The 25,850-nt window shown below is 72.1% G+C and carries 17 protein-coding genes; 12 read left to right on the forward strand and 5 right to left on the reverse strand.

Annotation, left to right across the window (positions count from 1 at the left end; all coding sequences use genetic code 11):
- Positions 1-58: 58 nt before the first annotated feature.
- The 3 genes from AAH979_RS13490 to eccCa all read right to left on the reverse strand — a co-directional run bounded on the left by AAH979_RS13490 (position 59) and on the right by eccCa (position 5,911).
- Positions 59-1,507: a hypothetical protein gene (locus AAH979_RS13490; protein ID WP_346258413.1), complete on the reverse strand. Its 1,449-nt coding sequence runs from the start codon at positions 1,505-1,507 to the stop codon at positions 59-61.
- Between the two features lies 1 nt (position 1,508).
- On the reverse strand, positions 1,509-1,823 hold the full coding sequence (locus AAH979_RS13495) for a hypothetical protein (protein WP_346258414.1): 315 nt from the start codon (positions 1,821-1,823) through the stop codon (positions 1,509-1,511).
- Between the two features lie 86 nt (positions 1,824-1,909).
- Positions 1,910-5,911: a type VII secretion protein EccCa gene (gene eccCa / locus AAH979_RS13500; RefSeq protein WP_346258415.1), complete on the reverse strand. Its 4,002-nt coding sequence runs from the start codon at positions 5,909-5,911 to the stop codon at positions 1,910-1,912.
- 194 nt (positions 5,912-6,105) lie between these two features.
- Between eccCa and AAH979_RS13505 the strand changes: the two genes are divergently transcribed.
- Together AAH979_RS13505 and AAH979_RS13510 are read left to right on the forward strand one after the other, a co-directional pair.
- Positions 6,106-6,456 carry a WXG100 family type VII secretion target gene (locus tag AAH979_RS13505; protein ID WP_346258416.1) on the forward strand — a complete coding sequence of 117 codons (351 nt, stop codon included), beginning with the start codon at positions 6,106-6,108 and terminating at the stop codon, positions 6,454-6,456.
- 31 nt (positions 6,457-6,487) lie between these two features.
- On the forward strand, positions 6,488-6,784 hold the full coding sequence (locus AAH979_RS13510) for a hypothetical protein (RefSeq protein WP_346258417.1): 297 nt from the start codon (positions 6,488-6,490) through the stop codon (positions 6,782-6,784).
- A gap of 192 nt (positions 6,785-6,976) precedes the next feature.
- On the opposite strand, the gene mycP is transcribed toward AAH979_RS13510, so the two are convergent.
- Positions 6,977-8,272: a type VII secretion-associated serine protease mycosin gene (gene mycP, locus AAH979_RS13515; protein ID WP_346258418.1), complete on the reverse strand. Its 1,296-nt coding sequence runs from the start codon at positions 8,270-8,272 to the stop codon at positions 6,977-6,979.
- A 126-nt stretch (positions 8,273-8,398) separates the two neighbouring features.
- Between mycP and AAH979_RS13520 the strand changes: the two genes are divergently transcribed.
- Together AAH979_RS13520 and AAH979_RS13525 are read left to right on the forward strand one after the other, a co-directional pair.
- Entirely contained in the window at positions 8,399-8,791 is a 393-nt protein-coding gene (locus AAH979_RS13520; RefSeq protein ID WP_346258419.1) for a YbaB/EbfC family nucleoid-associated protein, read from the forward strand.
- On the forward strand, positions 8,779-9,120 hold the full coding sequence (locus AAH979_RS13525; protein WP_346258420.1) for a hypothetical protein: 342 nt from the start codon (positions 8,779-8,781) through the stop codon (positions 9,118-9,120). The genes AAH979_RS13520 and AAH979_RS13525 overlap by 13 nt, the downstream gene beginning before the upstream one ends.
- A gap of 273 nt (positions 9,121-9,393) precedes the next feature.
- Here AAH979_RS13525 and AAH979_RS13530 read toward each other — a convergent pair whose 3' ends face one another.
- Positions 9,394-9,873 (reverse strand): hypothetical protein, encoded by a 480-nt coding sequence (locus AAH979_RS13530; protein WP_346258421.1) that lies wholly within the window; start codon positions 9,871-9,873, stop codon positions 9,394-9,396.
- Between the two features lie 1,779 nt (positions 9,874-11,652).
- On the opposite strand from AAH979_RS13530, the gene AAH979_RS13535 reads away from it, so the two are divergent.
- The 8 genes from AAH979_RS13535 to AAH979_RS13570 all read left to right on the forward strand — a co-directional run bounded on the left by AAH979_RS13535 (position 11,653) and on the right by AAH979_RS13570 (position 25,849).
- Complete coding sequence (locus AAH979_RS13535) at positions 11,653-17,688, forward strand: papain-like cysteine protease family protein (protein ID WP_346258422.1); 6,036 nt, start codon at positions 11,653-11,655, stop codon at positions 17,686-17,688.
- Positions 17,685-17,969 carry a hypothetical protein gene (locus AAH979_RS13540; RefSeq protein ID WP_346258423.1) on the forward strand — a complete coding sequence of 95 codons (285 nt, stop codon included), beginning with the start codon at positions 17,685-17,687 and terminating at the stop codon, positions 17,967-17,969. The genes AAH979_RS13535 and AAH979_RS13540 overlap by 4 nt, the downstream gene beginning before the upstream one ends.
- A 387-nt stretch (positions 17,970-18,356) precedes the next feature.
- Positions 18,357-19,034, forward strand: a complete 678-nt coding sequence (locus AAH979_RS13545; protein WP_346258424.1) for a DUF6244 family protein — start codon at positions 18,357-18,359, stop codon at positions 19,032-19,034.
- 1 nt (position 19,035) lies between these two features.
- Positions 19,036-19,704: a hypothetical protein gene (locus tag AAH979_RS13550; protein ID WP_346258425.1), complete on the forward strand. Its 669-nt coding sequence runs from the start codon at positions 19,036-19,038 to the stop codon at positions 19,702-19,704.
- A 26-nt stretch (positions 19,705-19,730) separates the two neighbouring features.
- A complete protein-coding gene (locus tag AAH979_RS13555) occupies positions 19,731-20,282 on the forward strand; it encodes a hypothetical protein (RefSeq protein WP_346258426.1) in 552 nt (183 codons plus the stop codon).
- A 413-nt stretch (positions 20,283-20,695) separates the two neighbouring features.
- Positions 20,696-22,192 (forward strand): hypothetical protein, encoded by a 1,497-nt coding sequence (locus tag AAH979_RS13560; RefSeq protein ID WP_346258427.1) that lies wholly within the window; start codon positions 20,696-20,698, stop codon positions 22,190-22,192.
- The gene (locus AAH979_RS13565; RefSeq protein ID WP_346258428.1) at positions 22,189-23,874 is read left to right on the forward strand and encodes a right-handed parallel beta-helix repeat-containing protein; all 1,686 of its coding nucleotides are present in this window, start codon (positions 22,189-22,191) and stop codon (positions 23,872-23,874) included. Before AAH979_RS13560 ends, AAH979_RS13565 begins: the two co-directional genes overlap by 4 nt.
- A 163-nt stretch (positions 23,875-24,037) precedes the next feature.
- The gene (locus AAH979_RS13570; RefSeq protein WP_346258429.1) at positions 24,038-25,849 is read left to right on the forward strand and encodes a protein kinase; all 1,812 of its coding nucleotides are present in this window, start codon (positions 24,038-24,040) and stop codon (positions 25,847-25,849) included.
- The last annotated feature ends 1 nt before the right edge of the window (position 25,850 follow it).

Genomic DNA, 25,850 nt, shown 5'->3' on the forward strand with positions numbered 1-25,850 from the left:
CCGGAAGCGGCCCCGGGAGAGGTTTCTCCCGGGGCCGCGACGCGTCGGGTGACCGAGGTCAGTGGCGGTGGATCCGCGCCGGGCGGGACTCCTCGGTGCGCCGCTCGCCGACCTGCCACAGGTCCTCGTCGATCAGCTCCACGGTGGCCGGCGCGTCCGTCTCCCGGATCAGTCGGGCCCTGGGCGGGACCGCGTGCGGGTCGCCCTTGCCCGCCTTGCCGCTCAGCAACGCGGGCATGCCGGGGGTGGGGTTCTGGGATCCACGGCCCCGGCCGGTGCCCGAGGGGCGGGCCGCGCCCGATCCCCCGCCGCCGCCCACGCCCGCCCCGGCTCCGGCCATCGGCGGCATCATGGGCGGCATCATCGGCGGGGTGCCGCCGGCCGAGGCCGAAGTCCCGGCCAGGGTGGCGGGCGGCAGCGCTGGCGGCGGGCCGCTCGGCGCGACCTGCGCCGGCCCGCCGACCGGGGCGGCCGCCTGCGGGATCGAGGCAGCGCCCGCACCGGCACCACCACCACCGAGGCTGGCCGCGCCGGCACCGCCGCCCAGCCCGCCGAGGTTCACCCCCGGGACGCGGGCGCCGCCGAGATTCGCGGAGGGCACCCGTCCGTTTCCGCCGGTACCGCCGATCGGCGGGATCATCGGCGGGATCCCGGGACCGATGCCGGGGCCACCGCCGATCGGCGGGGTGGGTCCACCGGGACCTATTCCGCCCGGGGACGGGGCGCCGGTGGACGGCAGGGTGGGTGTGGATGGCTGGCCGGAGAGAGACGGCGCTGTGCCGCCGCCGGGCGTCGTCGCCTCGCCCCCCTGGGCGGGGATCTCCGACGTGCCGTTGGGGACGCTGCCCGGCGGCACGGCTCCGGGCCCGGGGCCGACAGCGTTGCCGCCGGGGCCGACAGTGTTGCCGCCGGGGCCGAGGGCCGGGGACGGGGTGTCGGCGGGCAGCGTGCCCATCGGGTCCGGGAGCCAGATGTCCCCGTTCGCGGCCGCCGTCACCGCTCTGGTCGCGTCGCCGAAGAGCCTGCCGAGATTGGCCATCCTGTCATTGGCGGCCCGGAGGTATGCCTCGATCTGGCTCGCGAGCATGCCACCGCCCATCGCCCAGCCGGCATCGGCCCCGAACCCGCCGGAAAGACTGTCGACCGCCTCGAGCTGTGCGATCAGCGGCTTGGCCAACTCGTACTGCTGTTGGACGAAGTAATAGGTGGGGATGATGTCGTCACCGGCGAGCCGGATCGCTTCCCATGGCGCCGCCGTGGCGATAATTTCGCTCCTCCCCTCGATCGCCACCGCATCGCTCATGGCGGAGTTGAGCATCTTGTCGCCGTTGCCGTCGGGCCACGCGCCGTTCAGCGCGGTGGTTTCCTCGCTTATCGACTTCGCCGCCGCGGCCACCTCCTCCGAGGCTCGCTGCCACACGCCGGCCTGGGACAGCACGACCACCGCGTGGCCTTTCTCGGCCGTCATGATCTTCACCAGCCGCTCGAACTCCGCGCGGTAGTCCACGTCAGTTCCCCCCCGGCGTCGGCGTGGTCGGGTTGAACACGCCCTCGATGGAGATCCGGTTCTCTTCGTTCGCGGCGAGATACTCGTGGCCGCCCTGCCGGGCCGCGTACTCGAACCCGTCGAAGCGGGTGTTGACAGCGGTCATGAAATTCTTCAGGCCCTCGAGGGCTCTATTGTTCGCCTCGACGAACGTCTTGCATTCCTCCAGCCCTCCGCAACCGGAAAGCTGCTCTGTCGGCGGGTTGGTCCTGACGAGCGTGTAGCTAAGCATCGCGTCGGGTTGCCCACTGAGCAGCCCGCCTCCTGGATGTGTCATCTGTCCTCCCGGTCCACTGGGGTCGGTGCGGTGGATTCAGTTCAGCATTCGCCTCGGCGGGCAGGGTGCCCGACGACCGCAAGCGGTCAGGCCGGATCCCCCGGTGGCAGCCAGGCGAGTTGGACGATCTGCGGTACGCCCCGGCGGGTCACCAGCCGTCCACGGCCCGGCGGCAGCGGCTCGGCCTTGAGCCCGCCGAGCAGCGGTCCCTCGTCCTTCGACCCGGACAGCAGCAGGCCGGCCGAGCCGACGTCCCGGAGCCGGGCGATGAACGGGTCGTGCATCGCCCGGCCGGCCCCGCCGGTACGCCGGGTGACCACCAGGTGCAGACCGATGTCCCGGCTCTGCGGCAGGTACGGCAGCAGCGGCAGCAACGGGTTGTTCGCCGGCGTGGTCACCAGGTCGTAGTCGTCGACGAGGACGAAAAGTTCCGGCCCCGCCCACCAGGCCCGCTTGCGCAACTGCTCCGGGGTGACGTCGGGTCCGGGCAGCCGGTCGGCCATCCCCCGGGCCGCCTCCGCGATCAGGTGCGCGGTGGTGGCCAGATCGGTGCCGTAGCCGAGCAGGTGCTCGTTGCCCACCTCGCCCAGCAGCCCCCGCCGGTGGTCGATCAGGAGCACCCGGGCCCGCGCTGGCTCGTACGTGTGCGCGATCCGGCGGGCGAGCAGGCGCAGGAACCCGGTCTTGCCGGACTCGATGTCGCCGAGGAGCAACACGTGTGGTTCGGAGTCGAAGTTCAGCCGCGCCGGCCCGAGATCCTGCTCGGCGATGCCGATCGCGATCTGGAGGTTCTGCGGGTCGTCCGCCGGCGGCAGGTCGAGGTAGGGCACCCGGTTGGGCAGCATCCGCACCGCCGGCGCCGGGTCACCCGTCCAGGCGCCGCGCACGGCGTCGACCATTCGGGCCACCGCGGCGGCCAGGTCGTCGGACGTCCGCTGGCCGTCGACGCGCGGCAGCGCCATCAGCATCTCGTGCTTGCTGACGCTGATCCCGCGGCCGGGTGCGTCCGCCGGCACCCGCATGGCGACCTTCCGGTCGATCACCGAATCGATGGGGTCGCCGAGCCGCAGCTCCACCCGGGTGCCGAAGAGGTCCCGCACCGTGGTCCGCAGATCGAACCAGCGCGAGCAGGCGACGAGCAGGTGCACCCCGTAGGCCAGGCCGCGGGCGGCGATCCCGGCAACCACCTCCTCGAGGTCCTCGAACTCCTTCCGGAACGTCAGCCAGCCGTCCACCACCAGGAAGACGTCGCCGTACGGGTCGTCGGTGACAGCACCGCCCGCGAGCAGCGCCCGGTAGCTGGCCATGCCGTCGACCTCCCGGTCGGCGAACCGGCGTTCCCGCTCAGTGAGTAGCGTCGCCACCTCGGCGACCGTACGCCGCACCGCCGCCGGGTTCTGCCGGCCGGCGACTCCGCCGACGTGCGGCAGCCCCCGGAGCGAGCCGAGGGCGCCCCCGCCGAAGTCCAGGCAGTAGAACTGCACCTCGCGCGGCGTGTGGGTGAGCGCGAGGCTGGCGATGATGGTACGCAGCGCGGTGCTCTTCCCGCTCCGCGGCGCACCAACCACCACGGCGTGTCCGGCCGCACCCGCCAGCTCCAACACCAGCGGATCGCGCCGCTGCTCCAGTGGCCGGTCGACGACCCCCACCACCGCCCGCAACGATCCGCACCGGTCGGGCGGGGTCGCCCGAAGCCCCCGTCCCGGCTCGGTGGTCAACCCGCCGAGCAGCCCGTCCAGGGTCGGGGACTCCGCCAGCGGCGGCAGCCACACCTGGTGTGCCGGCGTGCCGCGGCCGACGATCCGCTCCACCAGGATGTCCAGCAGGCTCTCCCCGACCGCCTCGTCCGGATCCTCCTCGGCCTCGGTGGGCTCCTCCTCGGCCTCGATCCGGGGAGCGAGGTAGCTGGTCGTGTACTCGATCAGCCCGAGCTGTTCCGGCTCGCCCGCACCGGTGGCGGTCCCGACCATCGGGCTGTGCACGCCGGAGACGTACGCCGAGCGGAACCGCGCCATCGGCTCGGTACCGAACTTCAGGAATCCGTGGCCCGGCGCCCGGGGCAGCGAGAACGCGTCGGGTACGCCCAGCACCACCCGACTGTCCATGTCGGAGAAGGTACGCAGGCCGATCCGGTAGGAGAGATGGGCGTCCAGGCCGCGCAGCCGACCCTCCTCCAACCGCTGGCTGGCCAGCAGCAGGTGTACGCCGAGCGAGCGGCCCACCCGACCGATCTGCACGAAGATGTCGATGAAGTCCGGCCGGGCCGACAACAGCTCGCTGAACTCGTCACAGACCACGAACAGCGTCGGCACCTCGGAGAGCGGCGCGCCAGCGGCCCGGGCCTTCTCGTAGTCGCGCAGCGAGGAGAAGTTGCCCGCCGCCCGGAGCAGTTCCTGCCGCCGGATCAGCTCACCGTTGATCGCGTCGGCCATCCGGTCGACCAGTGGCAGCTCGTCGGCGAGGTTGGTGATCACCGCGCTGGTGTGCGGCAGCCGGTCCATCCGGGCGAAGGTGGCGCCGCCCTTGAAGTCGATCAGCGCGAAGTTGAGCATGTTCGGCGGATGGGTCACCGCCAACGCCAGCACCAGGGTACGCAGCAGCTCGCTCTTGCCCGAGCCGGTGGCGCCGATCAACAGCCCGTGCGGGCCCATGCCCTCCTGCGCCGACTCCTTGAGGTCGAGCTCGATGGGGGTGCCGTCCGGCCGGATGCCGAACCGCACCCGCAGCCGGTCCCGGCTGGGCCGCTGCACCCAGGTCTCCGAGGGGTCGAACGCGTACGGGTCACCGAGGTCGAGCAGGTCCTCGAGGCCGAGTTCGGCGTTCAGCGGCTGCTCGCCCCGGCTGCCCCCGGTGAGCCGCAGCGGCGCGAGCTGGCGGGCCAGCGCCTCGGCCCCGTCCATCGCGAGGGTGTCGGCCCGGCCCAGCTCGGTCTCCCCCTCGGTGGTGAGGCTGGACAGCGAGCCGTCGTCGGCAAGGTCCAGCACCACGGTGGACCGTTCCAGGGCCCTTGGCGGTGCGGTGGTCAGGTCGATCACCGCGACGCCCTCGACGCCGCCGCCGGTCATCAGGTGGTCGGAGCCGGCGATCGCGCCGCCGTCGAGTACCACCACGAGGTGCGGGCCGGCGACGCGGACGCCCCCGTTGTCGGGGTCGAAGCGCGGACGGTCGCCCAGCAGGTCCTCCAGCATCGCTTCGAGGGCGGTGATCGTCGGGGCGACCAGCCGGACCGGGCCGAGCGCGTCCGTACGCTCCGGGTGCAGCGCGTGCGGCAGCCACTTGAGCCACTCCCACTCCGGCCGGCACTCCGGCCCGGCGCAGACCGCGATCCGCAGGTCGTCCGGCGCGTGCAGGGTGGCAAGCTGACCCAGCATCGCCCGGACCAGGCCGGTGACCCGCTCGTGGTCGCCGCGCACGTGGATCCGGCTGAACCCGTTGACCGCCATCGCCAGCGGCAGGTCCGGGATCGCCGAATAGGTGGTGATGAACCGGCGCAGGGCAAGCGCGGAGAGCGGCTCCAACTGCTCCATCGGCCTGGTGTCCGGCGGGATCAGCCGAGTAGCCAGGCTCTGCCGGCCGACGCCGATCCGGGTCACGCCGAAGTCCAGGTCGTCCCGGCGCCGTTCCCAGAGCCGGTAGCTCGGCACCAGCGACCACAGCGTCTCGGGGTCCGGGTGCAGGTACCAGAGCGCGGCCCGCTGCCGGTCGGCGGCGCGACCGACGCGGATCCGGTGCTGGGCCAGGCCCCGCAGGTAGACCCGGCGGGCGTTGCCCATCTCGCGCTTGCTCGGCCCACCGCTGTTGAGGAAGGCCACCGCGACCATGGCGAGCATCGCCACGCCGAACAGCCCGAAGACCACGTAGCGCAGAGTCGCGTACGATCCGGAGCCGCTGCCGCCGAACATGCCGCCGCCCGTGAACAGGAGCACCATCGCGCCCATCATCGCGATCATGGGCAGGACCATCAGCAGTTGTGCCCACTGCCGGGCCGGCGGCGCTGGGATCTCCGGTGGCGCCTCCAGTAACAGCTCTCCGGCTGGCATCTCCGGAGCGGGCCGGCGAGACGGCCTGCGCACCACCACCGTCGCCATGACCGCGACCTCCCTACGTATTCCGCCTGCCAGGATCGTCGCCGCTGCCGAGTACGCGCGGGCCGGGATGGCCGGAAGGTGCCGGCGGGACCGCCGGTCGACCGGGGCCCCCTAGCGTCGACACCGGGGGCCGCACCCGCGGCCCGGGCCGACCCGGCTCACCAGCACCCGGCATCAGCAAGAAGGAGCAGCCGATGAGCATGCTTGCCGGTAGAACACCAGGGTTAGATTCCGCGTCGCAGTCCACCAGCGTCGTCGCCGATTCCATGGCGTCGTACATCGACAGGTTGGAGGCGATCGTGGCGGAGGTGATCGCGACATGGCGGGGAGGCGCAGACCAGGCCTTCAAGGACAAGCACACGGAGTGGCGCGCGGCCGGCGACGACTGCGTCCGCAAACTCCGCGAGCAGTCGGTCGCCCTGCAGAAGGGCAGCGGCGAGTACAACAACACCAACCTCGAAGCGATAGGGCTGATGAGGGCGACGCAGCCCGGCGGCGGGGCCGCGCCGTTCGGCGGTAACCTCGGCGGCCCGGTCGCCGATTGATAGTCCGGACCTAGCAGAAAGGACTCGGCACATGACCGACTGGATCAGAGCCGAATTCGGGGCTCTTGACCACCTCCGGCAAGGCATCGCCACGACCGGCGCCGGTTTCGACGGCGAACACGACACCTGGTCGTCCGTCATCGGCCAGCTCGTGGAGGACTGGCCGGACATGGCCGGCGCCAAATTCAACGAGGTCACCACTGCGGCGCTGAACTTCGACCGGTTGAACAACGAATTTCTCGTCATGCTGGGGGTCGCCGTCGACCGGGCGAACCAGCTCTACCAGGGCACTCTGGCGGAAGTCAGCAGGTTGATCCCGGACACCTGATCGGCGCGGACACCAGCTCGGCGCAGCGGGCCCGGCTATCCCGGGGCCGCTGCGCCGAGGCCGACCCCGCGACATGCGTTTCCGCACCCAGCCCCCGGCAAGGGGTCCACCGCCCCGCCCACGGGTGTCCACCGCCCCGCCAAGGGTCCGGGCAAGGGTGCCGCCCCCGGGCCAAGGGTGCGGCGGAGCAGGTCAGCTCCGGATCGTCCGCTCCTCGACGGGGGGCGGCGGAAACAGGAAGATCTCCTCCGGTGGCTCGTCGCGGGGCGGGGCGGCCGGCAGCAGCTCCGCCCGCCCCGGCAGCCAACGGCGGCGCCGGCCCCGCGGCAGCGCCCAGGCCAGGACCGCGGCCAGCGCGAGAGCCAGCGCACCCGCGCCCGCACCGAGCTTCGCGCTGGCGCTCGTCCGGTCCCACCAGGCGGCGACGCGGACCGCGTCCGGATCCGGCGCGGGGAGCACCACCTCGGGCATCGCGAGCGGGTCGCGCTCGGAGAGCCCCTCCGTCACCGCCCGGTACGGGTCGACGACGCCAGCACCGAACTCCCGGCTGGCCCGGCCGCCCCGGGCCGGTGCGGCGGTCGCCATGAGCCGCTGGGCCGTCTGTTCCGCGGTCAGTTTGGGCCAGGCCGAACGCACCAGAGCGGCGGCGCCGGCGACGAACGGTGCGGCGAAGCTGGTGCCGTCGTGATAGGTGTGTCCACGCGCCCTGGTCGCGCCGACCACCCGCGTGCCCGGCGCCACCAGGTCCACGTAGTCGCCGACCTGGGAGCCTGATGAGCGGGCACCGGCGATGTCGATCGCGCCGACTCCGAGTACTCCGGGATAGGCCGCCGGAAACGACGCCGTCGGCCCGATGTCCTGCCGGTTGCCCACCGCCGCGACCAGCAGGGCGTCCTTGGACTGCGCGTAGCGGACGGCGTTGCGTACCGCGCGGAAGTCGCCGTAGCCGGAGAGCGACAGATTGATCACCTTGGCGCCGTGGTCGGCGGCGTACCGGATGCCCCGGGCGACCGCGGCGGGATCGATCGGGCTCGGCTCGCCCTGGTCGTTGAGTTCGCGGTCGGTGATCCGGACCGGCAGGATCCGCGCGCCGGGCGCGACCCCGCGAAAGCCGACCCCGCCCGCCGGCCCGGCGGCGATGATGGAGCCGACCGCGGTGCCGTGCGAGACGCAGTCGAAGTTGCCCCGCAGGTCGCCGACGAGGAAGAAGTCCCGACCGGGCAGCACCCGCCCGCGCAACTGCGGATGGTCCGCGTCCACTCCGGAGTCGACCACCGCAACGACGACGCCGGCACCCGTGCTGTGCCGCCAGGCCCCCGGCAGGTCGAGCAACTGCTGCGCCCACGGCAGGTCGGTGATGGCCGACCGCCCGGGCTCCGGGTCCCGGCAGGCGCCGGCCGGCGGCGCGGCCGACGCGGGCCCGGCCGAGACCGAGGGCACGGCCACCGCCACCGCGATGGCCAGGAGAACGGCGGTGGGTCTCTTCACGATGATGCATGCTCCGACCGCGCTCCGGGTCCTGGCCATCCGTGACCGGAACAGGTCAGTGTCATCCGGAGCGGCCGGGGCCGCGACATGCTGCTTATCGGGTGTGGACCACGTGGGGAGGCCAGGTTGGACATCTCAGTTGGCGAGCTGTCCGCGCGGCTCGCCGAGTACGCACGGCTGACCGAGGATCTGCTGGCGATGCGCGAGGGGATCGACAAGATCCGCATCACCGCCTACTCGGCGGACGGGCTGGTCACCGTCACGGTCGGCGGCCGGGGTGAGCTGATCGACCTCGAACTGGATCCACGAATCTACCGCGAGCCGGACTCAACGGCCCTGGCCGGAAGCATCGCCGGGACCATCCGGGACGCGGCCGAGGCGGCGGCCCAGGACGCGGCCCGGATCGCCGGGCGGGTGACCGGTGCCGGGACCGACGAGGGGGTGGACCCCTTGTTCGACCCGGCTCTGCGGCTGCTCGACGGCGAGGCGGAGAGGAGTCGGCGGCTATGGCGGGAGTGACCGGCGACGGCATCGGCATGGACATCGGGTCGACCCGGGCGGTGATGCAGGTGCTCAGCCAAGTGGCCGCCACGCTCCGGGCCGGCTGGACCAGCGCTGAGGCTGGGATCGAATCCCAGGCCGGCCAACTCGGCAAGGACCGGCTGGGCCGGAGCTTCCGCGAGTCGTTCGACCCGGTGGCGGAGCAGCTCGCGGTCGACATCGACCTGCTGATCGGCAAGGTCGAGCGACGGGGGGAGACGGGCCATCTCGCCGTGGACCGCTACGAGATCACCAAGGCGGAAACCGAGCAGGTCATCAGGGACGTGCCCCGAGCGGACCAGTCGTAGCGGTCGGCGGGCCACGCCATGGACATCCCCGAGCCGCCCGACCCGAGCGGGTTGTGGGCAGAGGTCAAGGCGCTGGCCAACCCGTGGCCGCAGGACGGCGAGACCCAGGCGTACGCACTCGCGGACACCCTGGAGGCTGCCGCCGGAGTGGTCGAGCGAGCCGCCGCCGACATTCAGGCGATCGCCGGTCAGCTGCCCACGGTCTGGGTGGACGTGGACGGATTCAAGTTCGCGGAAACTGTGCGTGTCCTCGCCGCCGAGTTTCTCCCGTTCCTACAGGTCCTGCGGGAACTGGCCAAGGGCGCCCGCGAGTACGGCCGGACGATCATCGAGACGAAGATCAGCATCTGGATCGAGATCGGCGCCAGCGCGGCGCTGTTCGTCGCCCTGCTCCCCATCGGCGGTGGCCCCGCGGTGGTGTCGCGGGTTGCCGGACGCCTGGCGACGTTGATCGCGGAAAGGGCCGGGCAGATGGCGGCCGGCGGGCCCCTGCAAGTGGCAAAGCATCTCCTCACGCAGGCCGTTCTCGGGGCCGGTTCCGAGATGGGCAACAACACCACGACACAGCTCGTCAGTATGGCCACGGGGCACCGCGACCAGTTCAGTGGCAAGGACCTCTTGATCTCGGGCATTGCCGGCGCCGGCGGGGAGGTGGCCGGGGACGCCCTCCGGAGGGTGGCCACCGGCGAGATCATCGAGGCCGTACAGCGGGGGCTCGGCCGAGTCGGCGTCCCCGCGCCGCTTGCCAGCCATCCGGCGATCGCCGCCGAGGCGATCGTCAACAACGGCCTCACCTCACCGACGGCCAGCTACGCCGCCGACAAGGCCGTGAACGGCGATTGGGCGGCCCTCGGGGACATCAACGGCTACGTCACCGCCGTACGGGACGGTGGGTTGAGCGCCGGACTCATGGGTGCGGGCGCCGCCAACACCCTGCATGCCGGGATGCAGCTGAACCAGCTCGGCTCGACGCCCACGACCGGGCCCGCCGTTGGGACCGGATCGCCGGTGCCCGTCGACGGGAACCCACCGATCAATCAGCCCGCGGCGCCGCTGCCGGACCCGGCCACGGCTCCCTCCTCACCCGGCCAGACTGTGACACCGGCCGGCCAGGCTGTGACAACGCCCGACGCGGCGGTGGGACCGCCCGAGCAGGTCGTGACGCCGCCGGTGAGCGATGCGGGCTCGGTTGGACCGGGCACCAACCAGCAGGAGCAGAGCGCGCCGCCCGCGACCGGCGCCGCTCCTCCGGCGACTGCCCCGGGCGCTGGCATGCCGAACTCGATGCCGAACGACGCCGGGACAACCGAATCCGGCTCCTCGGGCCCCACGCAGTCCGAGACCGCTGCCGGTCCGGCGGTGCGCCCGTCCCAACCCTCCGACCTGGAGGCCGTGCGCCAGCCCGAGACGGTCGCGCCCAGCGGCACCTCGGGGACCACCGACGCACCGGCGGACGGCAGAGCGGAGGCCGGCCCGTCAGCGGGCAGCCCACCGGGGGGCGGCTCCCCGGAAGGCCGCGCAGCGGAGGCCGGCCCATCGGAAGGCGGCCCGTCCGCGGCCGGGCCATCGGCGGACGGATCGTCTGCGGACGGCTCACCACCCGTCGGAACGCCAGCGGCCAACCCGTCCGCGCCAATCACCACACCGGCCGCCAACACCGCCGTGCACCCCATCGCGTACTCCGCCATGCATCCGAGGGGTCCTGCCGTGGCGGCCGCGAGCGGGCCACCGACAGGACTCGCCTCGGTCGGTCCGACCGTCCCGGCCGGGACCGGCGGGGCCACGGCGGCACCGCCCGGAGCCGCCGCGCCACCGAGCGCAGCGCAGGCCGGCGTACCAACCGGCCCGGCGGCCAACCCCGACAGCCCGGGCTCCGAGTCCGGCACCGGCCGGGGCCGGAGCAGCACCGCCGACAGCTCGGCCGACCCGACACCCGAAGGCGGCGACCGGCAGGCCGATCCCGTCGCGGAGGCCACCAGCCCCGAGCCGACGCAGCCTGCCCTGCCCGGTACGCCCGTCACCGCCGGTTCGGCGACGGCCGGGGCGCTCGCGGCGGCGGCACCGGCCGTCGACCCCGTGCCGCCTGTCGACTCCTCGGCGCCGCAGACGATCCCCACGCATACCCAGCTCGCCGGTCCACCCGCCCCGGTCGGTCGCGCCGCCGGCCAGGACCCGACCACCCCGGCAGTCGCCGGCGCCAGCCCGTCCGTCCCGGCACACCCAACCGGCCCGACCGACCCCGGCCCGACGCGTCCAAGCGAGCCGACCGACCCCGACCCGACCAGTCCCGGCCCGACCGACCCCGGCCCGACGCGTCCAAGCGAGCCGACCGACCCCGACCCGACCAGTCCCGGCCCGACCGACCCCGGCCCGACGCGTCCAAGCGAGCCAACCGACCCCGACCCGACCGGTCCCGGCCCGACCGACCCTGGGGCGACCCGCACGGACGGGCCGGGTACCAGTCCGAACGGTCCGGGCCCGGACCAGGATGGCCAGTTCGGCGACGCGGGGCATGCCCGGCCCGACCAATTCGTGTTCCTGGACGAGGAGTACGAGCGGCTGGACGGCCTGCTCGACGCCGAACTGGAGCGGCACGGGCTGCGGCGGGATCCGGACAGCAACCTCGTGCGGGTCGCCATGCTCGACGGGCAGGACCCGCGCGGGGTGCTGGCCGGTGCCCTTGCCGCCCAGGTGTTCGGTGGTGGGGACGTACGCACCGAACTTGCCCGGCGCCTGCCCGGGGCGCGGTTCGCCCTGCTGCACGAAGGACTCGAGAACCTTCCGCCCGACCGGGCGCGGCAGGTGTTCGCCACCGACGTCGGGACCGTGCTGGACACCCTGAGTCGTTCGGCACCCGACGGGGCGGTGTACCTGGTGGTCACCGACTCCAATGGACAACAGCGCGGGTACGCGTTGCTGGACCGGTCGCAGGACGGCCGGCGTGTCGTGCTCGGCTACGACCCGCAGACGGGCCGGGAGACGACGGTCGCGGGCAACGCACCCGACACGGTGCCCGTCGAGGATTTCCTCGGGGTCGGGTCGCCGGTCCGCACCGAGGTGCTGATCCTCGATGACCGGCCGATCTCGTGGGACGACCCGCAGATCCCCGCGTCGGCGCGGGCACTGTGGGCCGAACAACAGGCGGTCGAGGCGGAACGGTACGCCCTAATCGGTCACGACGGCGGCCAGCCGTCGGCCGTCACGCGGAGCCATCAACACGTTCGACCGGACGTTCCGGGTGACGGACCGGCGGGAGGTCCACGCCTTCCGAGCGGTGGTACGACGAATCCTGACCCGGGAGGCCGCAGAGAAGACCTGGCCGGCGGGGGGCGGGATCCAGTCCTGGCCCGGGGTTCGGGAGGGCGAGATCCGCACGGGCCAGATTCGCCCCAGGGGATCGACGGCCGACCCGAAGCCGGTGAGCCGGCCAGCACCAGGGCGCCGGAGTCGGCGCGGGCCGAACTGTCCGACGAGCTCTCGCGAGCCTTCCCGGACCTCGCCGCCGCGGCGCACTCCGGACCGCACGCGGACAATTCCCATACCGCCACGGAGTTGCCGGGGGCACCCGCAGCCGTCGGTGAGTCGGCGCCACATCGGGTGTTCTGGCATCTGAAGCGGGCGTTGCGGGACCACGGTTCGCTGGAGGTCAACAACAAGGAACGCACCGCAACCCTGTGGATGCCGGGCAGACCGGCAATGCGGTTCATCGTGGGCACTCCGCCCGGGGGCACCCGAGCGCACCGGACCGACGTCGTGGTCGATGGCAAGCCCGTTGTCGATGTCGTGGTCTCTGACCGCCCGCCCGCCGGCGGAGCAGCGGGCAGGCGGTGGGTCAACCGCATCGTGAGCCACGAGCTGGCCGAGGACGCCGCCCTGCGGAACGAGAGCTTCGTGTCCCGGGCCAAGGCGAAGCTGCGGTCGCTGGCCGGGGGGCCGGCGCATCCCGACGCGCTGCGGCCCGGGGCCGATCCGTCGCTTGCAAAGCTCAGTCCACACGACGAGGGCCACCGGGCCGAGGTCAAGGTCCTGGTGGCGGAGCTGAAGGCGGCCTCGGCGAAGGCGGCCTCGGGGCAGGCAGCGTCGGCGAGAGCCGTGCAAGACATCGAGGTCGAGTTGGGTCTGTTGCTCGACCACCTCGGCATCGGGCGTCCGGATCCGAATGCCCCGGACGCGCGGCACGCCAAACATCGGCTGACCCTGTTGAACCTCGGCGTCGACGAGTTCGCGGCGGTCCGGCCACTGCTGAGCCACGATGCCGAGTGGCGCTCGCCCGGGCGGCGGGTGGACCAGCTGGCGCGAACCCGCGAGGTCGGGACCATCGAACTCCGCGACGGGTCCCCCGTGCCTGTGCGGTTCTCTCGACGGGAAGACGGCGGCGGGACCGGGTTCACGGTCAACCCGCCGAAACCGCGATCCGGTCAGGACGGGCTGCCCGTACGCGGCCCCGACGGGCGCGTGCTCATGGACCCTGCCGAGGTCGTGTTCGACCGGCGGGCCAACATCCCGAAGGTGGCGCAGGACGCCATCGAACGACTGCGGGCCCAGCTCGAGCCACCCACCTTCGTCCCGCAGATGTCGCGGGTGAACACGCCGGCCGAGGTGGCCACGCTGGCCGAGGCGTTCGGCTCCGCGAAAGACGACATCAAGGCCGGCTTGACTGCGGTCGATGCGTCACTGGTCGGCCGGGTCAATACGGGCGACCAGTATGTCGTCCGGGTGCGGACCCAAGGCGGTGACATCGACGTAGAGCTGCAGCTCGGCGCGCTGCCTGCGGGTGAGAGTGCCCGCTTGGCGGCGGTTGTCGACTCCGGCCCCGGTACGACGCGCCAAGCCCGGCTGGTCATCGCGGAGAACCTCGACGCGGAGCTGAAGGCAACCGTCACCGAGGCGGTGGTGTGGACGGTCGAGACGCTGCGTCGCCTCGACGACCTGCTGCACACCGCCCGCAGCGGCGACCAGGCGGCGGATAGGGAGCTGCTCGCTGCCGTCGAACGGGCCCAACGGACAGGCAAACCCGACCAGGTCGTGGCGAAGCTCGCCGAGGCGGGCCTGCTCAGCGACCAGCCCGGATCCCGGCAGCGAGTCAAGGGACTGCGCAGCTGGCTCGACAAGGCGAAGCGGACCATCATCCCGGTGCGGATGTTCGACACCGGCGCGCTGCGGAAGAGCGATGCCGCACTGCAATCTCTGCAGCGGGCGCTCCACATGGCAGTAAAGGAGAAGTTCACGCCCGGCCATGTCCGTGGTGCCGCAATCCGTGACCTGAAGGTTCCGAATCCGGCGGTGAGGATACGCATCGACGACTCCTACCACCAGATTCCAGTCGAGGTCACAGCGCCTGGCCAGCGTGACTTCGCCGTACGGCTCGTGCCCGACCGGAACGTCCCGGGCGGGTACCGGATGCAGGTGCGAGCGGACGCGAGCGAGGCGGCGATCCTCACCGAGGTCGCCGGCGCGCTGGCGGAATACGACGTTCTCGCGCGTCAGGTCACCCCGGGCGAGGCGCTCGACGAGAAGTCGGAAAGGTTGGCCGGCGTCGCGGCGCGCAGTGCCCGGCTCGAGGTGCTCACATGGTTCTACGGCCGTGCCACTCCGGCCGAACGGCTCTTGATCGAACAGTACGTCGAGGCGACGATGCCGGGCCGGCCGCATCTCGTTCACAAGCTGCGCGATTCCGGCCCGCTGAACCGCCGCGACGAGCTGCGCGACGCGGCCAGGCATCGGGGGAAAAGACTCAAGAAGGCGCTGACCGCGGGCCCGGAGGGGCGCAAGCCGTACTGGCCCCACATGTTCCGCCGGCTCGTCTCGCAGGTCGGCGGCGGCGTCAACACCGTGGTGGTCGGCGTGGACTTCGAGCGCGCCCCGGTCGGCATGTGGACGAGCGTGTCCTCCGGTCTGATCGGCAATATCGCCCAGAGTTACGCCGACGGTAACCTCGGCAAGCCGTTCCCCGAGGTCCAGCTCGTCGCCGACCCCGAGGCCAAGCTGGTCGACGAGGGAAAGGTGAGCCAACCACCCGCCCGCAGTACGGGCGACCCGTTCAAGGACAACCTCCAGAAGCGGGTCTTGAATGCTGCTTCGTCAAGCGTGACCACGTTTTTTGTCATCCAGCTCGTCGGCGGGGACCTGAGCAGGGCCGGCACCGGCGGTGGACTCATGCTTGCCGCGTCGCTCAGTCAGGCGGTTGCCGACAAGGCCGCCGATCCGCACGAGAAGAGCGCGACCGGCAAGTACGGCAACCTGGAAAAGCTGGAGCCGGACACGGTCCGCAACACCTGGGCGGAGAACGTCTACTTCCTGCTTCGGAGGCTCCACGACGAGGAGCGGACGCCCGACGCGCAACTGCAAAGGCAACTGGAAGAAGCTCGCACACTCATCCAGTCGGCGATCGACGAATCCAGGGACGAGGTCAAGGACAAGGTCGACGCCCTGCACCGGCGCCGCAAGGTAGTCGTCCAGCCAGCCAAGACCCTGTGGAACCGCACCGTGGGGCGGGTTTCCGACGCATGGAGATTCAAGCCGGCGCCGGGCCAGACCTACGAGCTGCGCCATCTACTGATGAAGGCGCAGGCGGCCGCTCCGGTCAACCCGCTGCGCGTCGGCTTCCAACAGGCGGCGATGCAGGCGCCATCGCTGTACCTCGGTTATCAGACCACCCCGGAGCTGATGCTCGCGAACCTGCTCGGACAGGGCGGGCGCGGCCTCGCCTACGGGGCGGTCTGGACGCACCTGTCGGCGTGGGAGGCCGACGACAAGACGGCAGTGGCCGCCGCGAGAGCCTGGAACCAGCTCATCGAGTCCAGGGCGATGATCGACGAGCTGCTCGGCCGCGCGCCGCGCGAGGAACGCCCCGATCCGCCATCCGGACGCCTGGCGATTCTCATGCAGATCCAGCGGGATCGAGCGGCCGAAATCCCGCAGGAGCAGTCGGTCCGATTGCAGTCGCTGAAGCACGTCGCGGGCTTCGTCGGCTCGGCGATCGCCGCCGGTCCGCTACTTCTGGCGGACATTCCCGTCGGCAGTGAGACGGTCTGGCTGATCGGGTCGGCCGCCTACGCCGCCGCGTACGCCCTCGGTGAGGGCGTCATGCGCGTGGTCACCCCGATCATGCAGCGGATCGATGCCGACCGGCAGCTTGGCGAAGCGGCCAGACGCCTCCCGTTCACTCCGCTGGAGATCGCGCAGGACGTGACCAAGATGGCCGAGCAGGCCGTCATCGCGGCCAAGAAGATCACGCCGATACCGGTACCGAATGACGAGCGGGCGCCGTTGGCCAGCAGGGTCGCCGAGGGCACGATCCGGGCGGCGCTCGGCGCTGGACGCCTTCTCACCGAGGATCCCAGCGGCGCCATGGCGTTGCGGCCGGGGGACAATCCCCCCGGTGGCGTGGGCCTGAGTCGCAGGGACTCGGTGGCCGTCAACCGCCTGGTGGAAATCGCCAGGGACCTGGATCGGGTCGTGGCGCTGGAGCAGAGTCAGCAGCGGGTGCCCGTCGGCCAGCCCCCCAAGATGCTGCGCGGAGATCTGCGGCTACAGCTGGAGTCTCTGGGCCTGCTGGCCGACCAGGCTGGTTCGGACGCCCGGTGGGAGGCCGTGGTCAAGGACGTTCGGCACCGGTTCAATCTGGACCTGAACAGCAAGACGGAGCTTGCCGAGCTGCGCAAGGAATTCGGTGAGGATTGGTCGGACAACGCGAAGCGGGACGCGTTGCACGACTGGGTGAACAAGGAACATCAGAAAAAGCCCGTGAGATACAACCTGATCCAAGCGCTCGACGTGATGGCCCGTAAGGGCTGGTCCACAGCAGACGTCGCGGCGCCGAGCGGCCTGCGCGATCTGCGTCTCACCCCGTCCGGTGGGGTCCGGGTCATCACTCAGGAGGGCTCGTTCGAGCTAGAGGTCCGGCCCCGCTCCAACGGGTCCGACGCCGGCGTGGCCATGCTCGAACCTCAGCCGAAGGGGCCGCACCGGCTCTACGTCGACCCCGCCGTCATCGGTGACCCGGCCCGGCTGGCAGAGGTACTGCACGGCGCCGTCAATGCCTGGCTTGCCGATCGTGGTCCGGGTCGCCTGACCGTGCCGGACTTCGGCGGTGCCACCGTCCTGGTCTTCCGCGACCCGAGCGAGGGCAGTACCACACCGTCCATGGCCGGCGCCGGCGGGGATTGGCGTACCATCGACGAAATGCCCGGCGGGGCGATAGCGCAGCAGAACAATGCCTCCTGTGTCTCCGCTGTCGGCGCGATGCTATCCGGAAAGTCGCAGGATGACCTCATCGATACGCTCGGCGCGCCAGCGCCGATCGCCCGCCTGCCAAATGCGCTCGGCCCAGACTGGCGCGGCGGATACGTCGGCCCCGACGTGTTGCACCTACTCAACCAACGCGCACCCTGGGGCGCGGAACTCAAGGACCCGCTCAACTCCATCGGACACGCGGTCGTGGTTGACGGGGTACGCGCCGACGGGCGGATCATGATTCGCGACCCGTGGGGCGGCGGTTCGTCATACGCTATGGACCTTGACGAATTCCTCAAGTACTGGAACGGAAACGCGGTGTTCAAAGAATGACGGACAACCTACCCCCGGCCCGCTGGCGGCTGACCGGCATGGCGGTAAAGGACGACTCGACCTACACCCTCAGCGTGGTCGACGACGACGGAGAGACCCGCGAGTACGAGTTCACCGCCGAGAATGTCGACATCGCCGGCAGTCCCGTCCTGCTGGTCTCCGGTTTGGAGTTCGGCGACGACACCATCTGGGATCGCGAGGGTGCGGTCGCCGTTTCCGAGGCGGTACGCGCCTTCCACATAGCCCGCCAACGCACCCTCCGCCTCGGTCGTCCGTCGTAGTTTCTTCGCGGACCCCGCGGAGAACCACCCGGCCCCGGGCACAGTCCAAGGCGGTCCAAGACTTGGTTTCCGGTCCTGGCCGCCAACGCCGCCAAAGAAACCCGCCGCACCGCACCTGCACCGTCGACCGGAAACGGCTCCGGATTCTGGGGAGAAGCTGGCTACGTGTCGAATATCGAGAAGATCAACGCCGAGCCGCATGCGTTGAACCTTTTTCAGCCTGGACCGCGCGGCGCTCACGCACCGCGTCCGACCTTGCGGTCCGGCGGACCGCAAGGGGAGGTGGAAAAAGGTTCATTGATGACCGGCGCCGATCGAGCACGAGGGCTGACCGGCCCGGGCCGTCACTCCACGTCGACCCGCGCGGCGGCGACGGCATCCGCAGCGATGCCGCACGGAGGCACACCGCAAGAGGCGATCGCCGGGCTGGCGCCGGCGCACAGCGCGGTGCACGACGCCCGCGATGCGGCCTCCGGGGCCATCGGTCAAGCCGGTGAGGAACGGCAACTCGTCGCGACGACGCCGACCGCCGGACTGGTCGCGATCGGCCACTACCTGGGCCTCTTTCCCGCCGAGGAGGGCCAGTGGCATCACGAGGTCCGGCGCGGACCCGACATCGAGCGGCTCACCGAGCCCGAGGCCAGGGCCTGGGCGGCACCCGGCGACCCGAGCCACCGGCCATCCATCCTGGACACCCTGGTCGGCCGCGGCCTGCTGGTGCCGGTCTCCTGGGACGACGCCATCGGGTTCGCCCGCGCCTACCGCCTGCTGCCGCTGCTCTCGGGGCTCGGGCCCAACCCGGAGAATCCGGACAACTGCTGCATCGGTACGTTCGGGCGACCAGTCGTCACCGTGGACCGGCTCGGCTACGAACTGTGGGTCGAAGCGGGCGGCCAGCCGTCGCTGTGGGACGCCTGCCGCAGGTTCGCCGTCACGGCCACCGAACCGACCCTGATCGACCCGTACGCGGTCCTCCTCGCCTTGCGGGACCGGCTCGACACGCTCACCTCCGCCGGGGCGGCCTGCCTCGACCTTGCCGTGCCCGCCGCTCCGGGATCGGAGTGACATGCCCACCAGGACAGCGCCGCTGATGTTCCCCGTCGGCCACTACCTCGGGCCGACCGTCGGAGCCTCCGACCCCCTCGCCGGCCCGCACCGGGTACGCGTCGCCGGTCAGATCCACCCGCTGCCGGGCGGCGACCCGTACACCCTCTGGCTGCTCGCCCACACCGTCGTCGGCGCACCACAGCCCTGGACCCCGGCCCAGATCGCCGAGCCGGCCCACATCGCCGAGCCAGCCCAGATCGCCGAGCCGGCGCCGTGGCTGACCCCGGCCCGCCTCGACCGGGCCGTCGCCCAACTCGCCGAGCGCCGGCTGCTGCTCGTCGTCGATCCCGACGACCCGGCCGAGGCCGCTGCCATGGCGCGGTCGTATCGGTGGAACAGCATGCTCCACGGGCACGGCATGCGACTCGGCTGGCACGGCCGTTACGGCATCGGTGGACCCGACGGGCCGTGGATTCTCGTCGACAACCTGGCCCACGACATCTGGCGGTGGGCACCGGTCACCCCTACCCTGTGGGACGCCTGCGAAGCCCTCGCCCCGGCGTACGAGGATCCGCGCGACGACGACGATCCCACCGTGACCGGGGCCGACGAGTTGCTGCCCCACCTGCTCCGCCGGCTGCATCTGCTGGTCTGCTCCGACGCGGGCTTCCTCGACGAGGCGTACTGAGAGGCGGGTGCCATAGCATGGGCGGCATGGCGTTGCGGCTGGCCCGGACGAGCGCGGAGGCGCACCTCTACATGGAGCTGCACCCGTGTGAATCCTGTGGGGAGAGCGGCTTCGAACCAGCCAGTTCGGTCGTCGAGGCCGAGGGTGACCTGGCCAGCCGGTACACCGGCAGTTGCCCGTCGTGCGGCACGGCCCGCGAGTTCACGTTCCGGATTCCCGACGAGATCCTGCTGCCCGGCGACGAGGACCTGCGGTTCGGCGACGATCGGCCGTCCGAGCTGTTGGACGCGGGCGAGTGGCTGTGGCTGGCGGACGCGCTCGCCCGCGGCGCGCCGGCCCAGCCCAGCGGGGTGGGCGCCGAGGATCGCCAGAGCGCCCGGATCGATCTGCTCACCGCGGCCTCGGCCCTTTCCGAGGTGCTGAAGTTCGTCCCGGCGGGTGCCGACGCGGTGCCGGCGGAGGCGTTGTGGAGCGGCCGGGGTCGCGAGATCTACGCAGCCGGGCCAGGCCGATTCCGTCGGCACCGCCTCGAAGCCGTCCGCGACACCTACCGTGACATCGCGGCCCGGTTCGGATAGCCCGATAGGGCATGGTGCCCTCCGCACGTCACCGGAGGTAGCCAACACGGAGCGTGAACGACAGGCTCAGGACCTGCGGGGCAGATCGGCATCCGGACGCGCACGACGCTGCCGGGCTGCCCACGGCGGGACGTCCGACTCTGGATAGCTCGCGCGGCGGATCGGGCGTCATGGAAACCTCATGTCTCCCGTCCGATCGTGTACGGCGGTGGCGCGAACGCGTCGACCCGGCCGCGACGGACAGAGTGAGGACCCCGTGCGCTCTCCCCTGGTGATAGCCACGCTGGCCACGACCGCCGGCAGTAGCTCAGGCGGCAACTCGTCAGCCGGCAGTAGCTCAGGCGGCGCATCGCAGCGCGACGCGACCCGCCCGGTACGGACAGCGGGTGAACCGGCGGGGCGGGAGGTCAGCCATGGCCGCCGCTGACCGGGGCGCCACTGACCGGGGCGCCGCCCCCGGGGCAACGGTCCCGGCGCCCGCCCGGACCGCCGGGCCGCCGGGCGCCGGCCAGGCCACGCCCGCCGACCCGGCACGGGTCGCCCCCGGGACCGCGCGGCTCACCGTGGCAGCCGCCCAACAAGCCACCGGCCAGGCCACGGCCAGCCGACAGGCAGCCAGCCAGACCACGGCCGCCCAACAGGCCACCGGCCAGGCCACGGCCAGCCGACAGGCAGCCAGCCAGACCACGGCCGCTCAACAGGCCACCGGCCAGACCACGGCCGCCCAACAGGCCACCGGTCGGACCACCCAGTCGGTCCCGGACGCCCAGCCTCTGGTCCCAGCCCGGGCGACCCCGGCGCGCGCGCCGAACCCCACGACGGTCGCCGCCGGACCGCCGCCGGAGACGGCACCGGACGGCAGCCGGAGACGGGAGTTTCTCGCCCATCTCAACCTGACCCAGGTCGTCTGCTGGCAGGTCGCCGTGCTGGCCGTGGCGCTCGCCGTCCGCCAGCCGGTGCCGGTGCTGGTCTGCGTGGCGGTCGGTGCGGCGGTACTGGTCGCGCTGACCACCGTACGGATCGGCGGTCGCTGGCTCTACGAGCACGGCGCGCTGGCCGTCGGCTACCTGTCCCGTACCCGGCGCCGCGACCTGCCCGAAGACGCCGGGAAGACCCCGGCGCTGCTGGACCTGCTGATCCCGAACTGCGCGGTACAGGCCGTCGAGACCGGTCACGGGTTGGCCATGACCGCCAGCCACCGCGGTGGCCTGACCGCCGTGATGCAACCGCACGACGGCGGCACGGGTCTGGTCGACCGGTTGCCCACGCCTGCGGCACTGGTTCCGCTCGTCGACGGGCAGCAGCGTGCGTTGGGCGTCCAGACGGTGTACCACGCCGGAGTCCGCCGGGACGTCCCGGCGAAGGTGTGGCTGGCCGTACACGCCACCCGCGGCGTCGACGTTCCCGGCGACGACGAGCTGGCACTGGTCCTGCGCAACGCCATGCGCCGGATGCGGCGCATGCTCGGCCGTGCGGGCGTACCGACCGAGCCGCTGGCCGAGGAGGCGGCGTTCGCGATGCTCGCCGGGCTGGCCCATGTCACCGGGGGACGCAACCAGGTACGCGAGGACTGGCGGTTCTGGCGCACCGGGCCCGTCTGTCAGGCCGCCTTCGAGCTGCGGGGCTGGCACCGCCTCGCCGACTCGCAGGCGCGGCGGTTGGTCGGCGAGCTGCTCACGGCGCTCACCGGCGTCGCCGTCACGGTGACGCTCGCCGCCCGGTCCGGTGACGGCGGGCCACGGGTGGGCGCCGTGCTGCGCATCGCCGCGACCAGCGAGACCGCCATCGAGACGGCACTTGCCACCACGGTGGTACGCGCCACGGCCTGCGGTGTACGTCCCGCTCGACTCGACGGCACGCAGTCCCGTGGCGTGGCCGCCTCGCTTCCGATCGGAGTGTTTCTGACGTGACCGCACCTGCCGTAAACGACGGCCCCCACCCAACCCGGCCCGGGTCCGGCCCCCGGACGCTACTGGTCGCGCCCGGGCGGCACGGCGCGTACCAGACAATCGGGGCGGCGCTGCGCGACGTACCGGACGGGGGTGTCGTCTCGGTCGCCGACGGCAGCTATCCGGAGACGTTCGAGCTGCTCGACCGCTCGCTGACGGTGCGGGCGGTCGACGGTGCGACAGTGGTCCTGGACGGCTCTGGCGGCGACTGGCCGGTGCTGGCCGTACGGGGCGGGTCGTTGACCCTGGAAGGGGTCGAGGTGCGCGCGAGCGTCGCCGCCATCCAGGTGGAGAACGCGCACCTGACGGTCGACCGGTGCACGATCAGCGCCCGGGTGGGCCCGGCGATCAGCGTACGGGGCTGCCCCCGGTTCGCGGTGCGCCGATGCACCATCTCCGGCTCGGCCCAGGGCATCGTGGTGGAGAGCTCGTCCGGCCGGGTCGACGACAGCTCGGTTGAGGACGTGGCCAGCGACGGTGTGGTGGTCGGGCTCGGTGCTGACCCGGAGATCCGCAACTGCACCATCTCCGACTGTGGGCAGCGCGGCATCTACGTCTACCAGTACGCCCGCCCGGTCATCGAGGGCTGCGACATCTCCGGTACGACGGGCCCGGGCATCGCGGTGGCGCACCAGAGCCGACCCGTCGTACGCCGTACCCGGGTGCGGAACGTGCAGGGCGTCGGGATCGCGTTCGGCCCCGGCTGCGCCGGCTCTGTCGAGGAGTGCCAGCTGGACAACACCGCCGAGCCGAGCGTCGAGATCGCCGAGGGCGCCACGCCGACGGTGACCGAACCCGTACGACGCCCCGCCGCCACCGGCGACGTCGGGCTCGACGACCTCCTCGCCGAGCTCGACGGCATGGTCGGCCTGGCCGCGGTGAAGGCGGAGGTCCGGGGGCTGGTGGACGAGATCCAGGTCAACGAGTGGCGCCGCAAGGCGGGGCTGCCGGTGGGCGGCGTCAGCCACCACCTCATCTTCGCCGGGGCACCCGGCACCGGGAAGACCACGGTGGCCCGCACCTACGGAAAACTACTCAAGGCGCTCGGCGTCCTCGCCCGCGGCCAGTTCCGCGAGGTCTCCCGGCGCGATCTGGTCGGCCAGTACATCGGGCACACCGCGGAGAAGACCACGCAGGTGTTCGAGGCGGCCAAGGGCGGGGTGCTCTTCATCGACGAGGCGTACACCCTGTCCAGGCAGGCCGGCTCCGGGGGCGACTTCGGCCAGGAGGTGATCGACACCCTGGTCAAGCTGATGGAGGACCACCGGGACGACGTCGCGGTGATCGTCGCCGGCTACACCGGGGAGATGACCGATTTCCTCGCCGTCAACCCCGGCCTGGCCTCGCGGTTCTCCAAGACCATCGAGTTCGAGAACTACACTCCGGAGGACCTCCTCCAGATCATCGGCAGGATGGTCGCCCAGGGCGACTACCTGATGGACGACGACGCACGCCCGGTGCTGCTGGACTACTTCGACCGGGTATCGCGCGACCCCAACTTCGGGAACGCCCGGGACGCCCGCCGGCTCTTCGAAGGGGTACGCAAGGCGCAGTCACAGCGGCTGCGCGCGCTCGGGCGGGTGCCGGACGTGACCGAGTTGCGTACGGTGACCGCCGCGGACGTACGGGCGGCGAGTGCCTGACCTGGCCTGGCCCGGAGCCGCTCTCGGCTCGTTCCCGTCCCACGGCAGCAAGATGCCGCCCCACGCCGGGCCGGAACCCCCGTTGCCTAGCATGAATGAGACGACCCACAGTGGCACCGGCACGGCAGCCAGCGAAGCTCGGGCCGGAGAGGACGACCACCGCATGACGACCGATCCCCACGACGGCGAGCTGGTCCCGCTGGGTGATGGTCCGGTGGCCACGGTGTGGGCGGGCGTACACGCCACGGCCGGTGAGGCGTTCGCGCTGAAGGTCTTCCCCGGCCGGATCGACCGGCGCACCCGGGCGGAGCTGAGCCGCGAACTGGCCCGGCTCTCCGCCCTACGCGCGCACGCCCCGGTCCTCGTCGCCGACCGCGTCGAGGAGCGCCCGGACGGCCGCTGTGCCCTGCGGATGGAGCTGTGTGCACAGTCGTTGCCGGAACTGCTCGACTCGTTCGGCCCGCTCTCCGTGGCCGATACCCTGGTGCTGGGGACCGTCCTCGCGACGGCGCTGGCAGCCGCCCACGGCGCGGGGCTCGTCCACGGCGGGGTCGTCCCCGGGAACGTGCTGTTCCGGCCCTCCGGCGAGCCGGTGCTGTCCGACTTCGGCCTCACGTTGCGCCACGCGTTTCCCCGCGATCCCCTGCGGACCGCGGACCTCCTGCCGCCGGAAACCGTCCGGGACGGCACGGCCGACGAGCGATCCGACCTCTACGGCCTCGGCGTGGTGCTCTACCTGGCCCTGTCCGGCCGCTCCCCGCATCAGGGTCCGCCCGGTGAGCGGCCGGAAGAACGCCTGTTGCGCGTGCTCGGCAACGCGGTGCCACCGCTCGATCGCCCCGGGATGCCGCCGGAACTGGTGCAGGTGGTCGCGGCGCTCCTGGCGACGGACCCGGCGGACCGCCCGGTCTCCGCGTCGGCGGTGGCCGCGCGCCTGGACGCGCTGCGGGTGCGGGTCGCACCGGCGGACCAGCCACCGCCTGCCGACCATCAGCCAGAATCCACGGACCATCCGTCGCCGGGCCCGGATCACCGACCGGAGCCCGCGAAGCAGCGCGGGTTCGACGACTTCGCCACGTCGAGCCCGCCCGAGCCGACACCGCCAGAGCCCACGGGCCGACCGTCGCCGGGCCCGGAACACCGAGCGGAGCCTGCGGAGCAGTTGGGGTTTGACGATTTTGCCACGCCAGGCCCGGTGGAGCCGGCACCGCCAGCGCCGACAGTGGAGAAATCACCGGCCCCTGGAGCGGAACCGCCCGAACCCACGGCGCCATCGGTCCGGCCGACGGAACCACCGGCAACCGTGCCAGCACCACCGGCAACCGTGCCAGCACCACCGGCAACCGTCGCAGCACCACCGGCAACCGTGCCAGCACCACCGGCAACCGTGGCGGGACCGCCCAGCCCCGGAGTCGAACCACCCGACCGGACGGCGGGACCGCCGGAGACCGCAGCCAAGACGCCGGGTCCCGGAGCAGAGGTCTCCAGCCCTGCGGCCCCACGCCCGCACGGGGAGCCGATCCTCGTCTTCGGTTCGGAGAAACGGCTCCGGCGCGCCACCCGTACCCGATCCCTGCTGATCGGGGTCGGCGGGTTGGCGCTGCTCGCGGCGGTCGCCGTACCGCTCCTGCTGAACCGGCCCGGCGAGCTCACCGTCCCACCGGCCCCGGCGGGGGTCGGGGTGGTCGGCGCGGCGAGCAGCCCGGCCCGGGTGGTACGGCTGGAACTGGCCGATCCCGCCGATCACGGCAACTTCGTGGAGCTGTCCTGGCAGAGCAACGAGCCGCTGAACTTCGCCGTGATCGTCGCGGCCGAGGGCGAGCCGAACCGGACGATACTGGCGCAGCGGAAGACCACCTACCGGGTACCCGTGGATCCGGTACGCCGGTACTGCTTCGCGATCCAGGGCACCGACGGCAACCAGGTGTACGAGAGCGAGCCGAAGCCGATCCGTGGTGCCAGCTGCGTGAAGTGAG

Source organism: Plantactinospora sp. ZYX-F-223, assembly GCF_039649625.1.
Taxonomy (GTDB): domain Bacteria; phylum Actinomycetota; class Actinomycetes; order Mycobacteriales; family Micromonosporaceae; genus Plantactinospora.

Bases quoted from the DNA above. Each gene is read 5' to 3' on its own strand.
- AAH979_RS13570 (WP_346258429.1), top strand. From the start codon at position 24,038: ATGACGACCGATCCCCACGACGGCGAGCTGGTCCCGCTGGGTGATGGT.
- AAH979_RS13545 (WP_346258424.1), top strand. From the start codon at position 18,357: ATGCCGCACGGAGGCACACCGCAAGAGGCGATCGCCGGGCTGGCGCCG.
- eccCa (WP_346258415.1), bottom strand. From the start codon at position 5,911: ATGGCGACGGTGGTGGTGCGCAGGCCGTCTCGCCGGCCCGCTCCGGAG.
- AAH979_RS13530 (WP_346258421.1), bottom strand. From the start codon at position 9,873: ATGGCTGGCAAGCGGCGCGGGGACGCCGACTCGGCCGAGCCCCCGCTG.
- AAH979_RS13540 (WP_346258423.1), top strand. From the start codon at position 17,685: ATGACGGACAACCTACCCCCGGCCCGCTGGCGGCTGACCGGCATGGCG.
- AAH979_RS13560 (WP_346258427.1), top strand. From the start codon at position 20,696: ATGGCCGCCGCTGACCGGGGCGCCACTGACCGGGGCGCCGCCCCCGGG.
- AAH979_RS13495 (WP_346258414.1), bottom strand. From the start codon at position 1,823: ATGACACATCCAGGAGGCGGGCTGCTCAGTGGGCAACCCGACGCGATG.
- AAH979_RS13550 (WP_346258425.1), top strand. From the start codon at position 19,036: ATGCCCACCAGGACAGCGCCGCTGATGTTCCCCGTCGGCCACTACCTC.
- AAH979_RS13510 (WP_346258417.1), top strand. From the start codon at position 6,488: ATGACCGACTGGATCAGAGCCGAATTCGGGGCTCTTGACCACCTCCGG.
- AAH979_RS13555 (WP_346258426.1), top strand. From the start codon at position 19,731: ATGGCGTTGCGGCTGGCCCGGACGAGCGCGGAGGCGCACCTCTACATG.
- AAH979_RS13505 (WP_346258416.1), top strand. From the start codon at position 6,106: ATGAGCATGCTTGCCGGTAGAACACCAGGGTTAGATTCCGCGTCGCAG.
- AAH979_RS13525 (WP_346258420.1), top strand. From the start codon at position 8,779: ATGGCGGGAGTGACCGGCGACGGCATCGGCATGGACATCGGGTCGACC.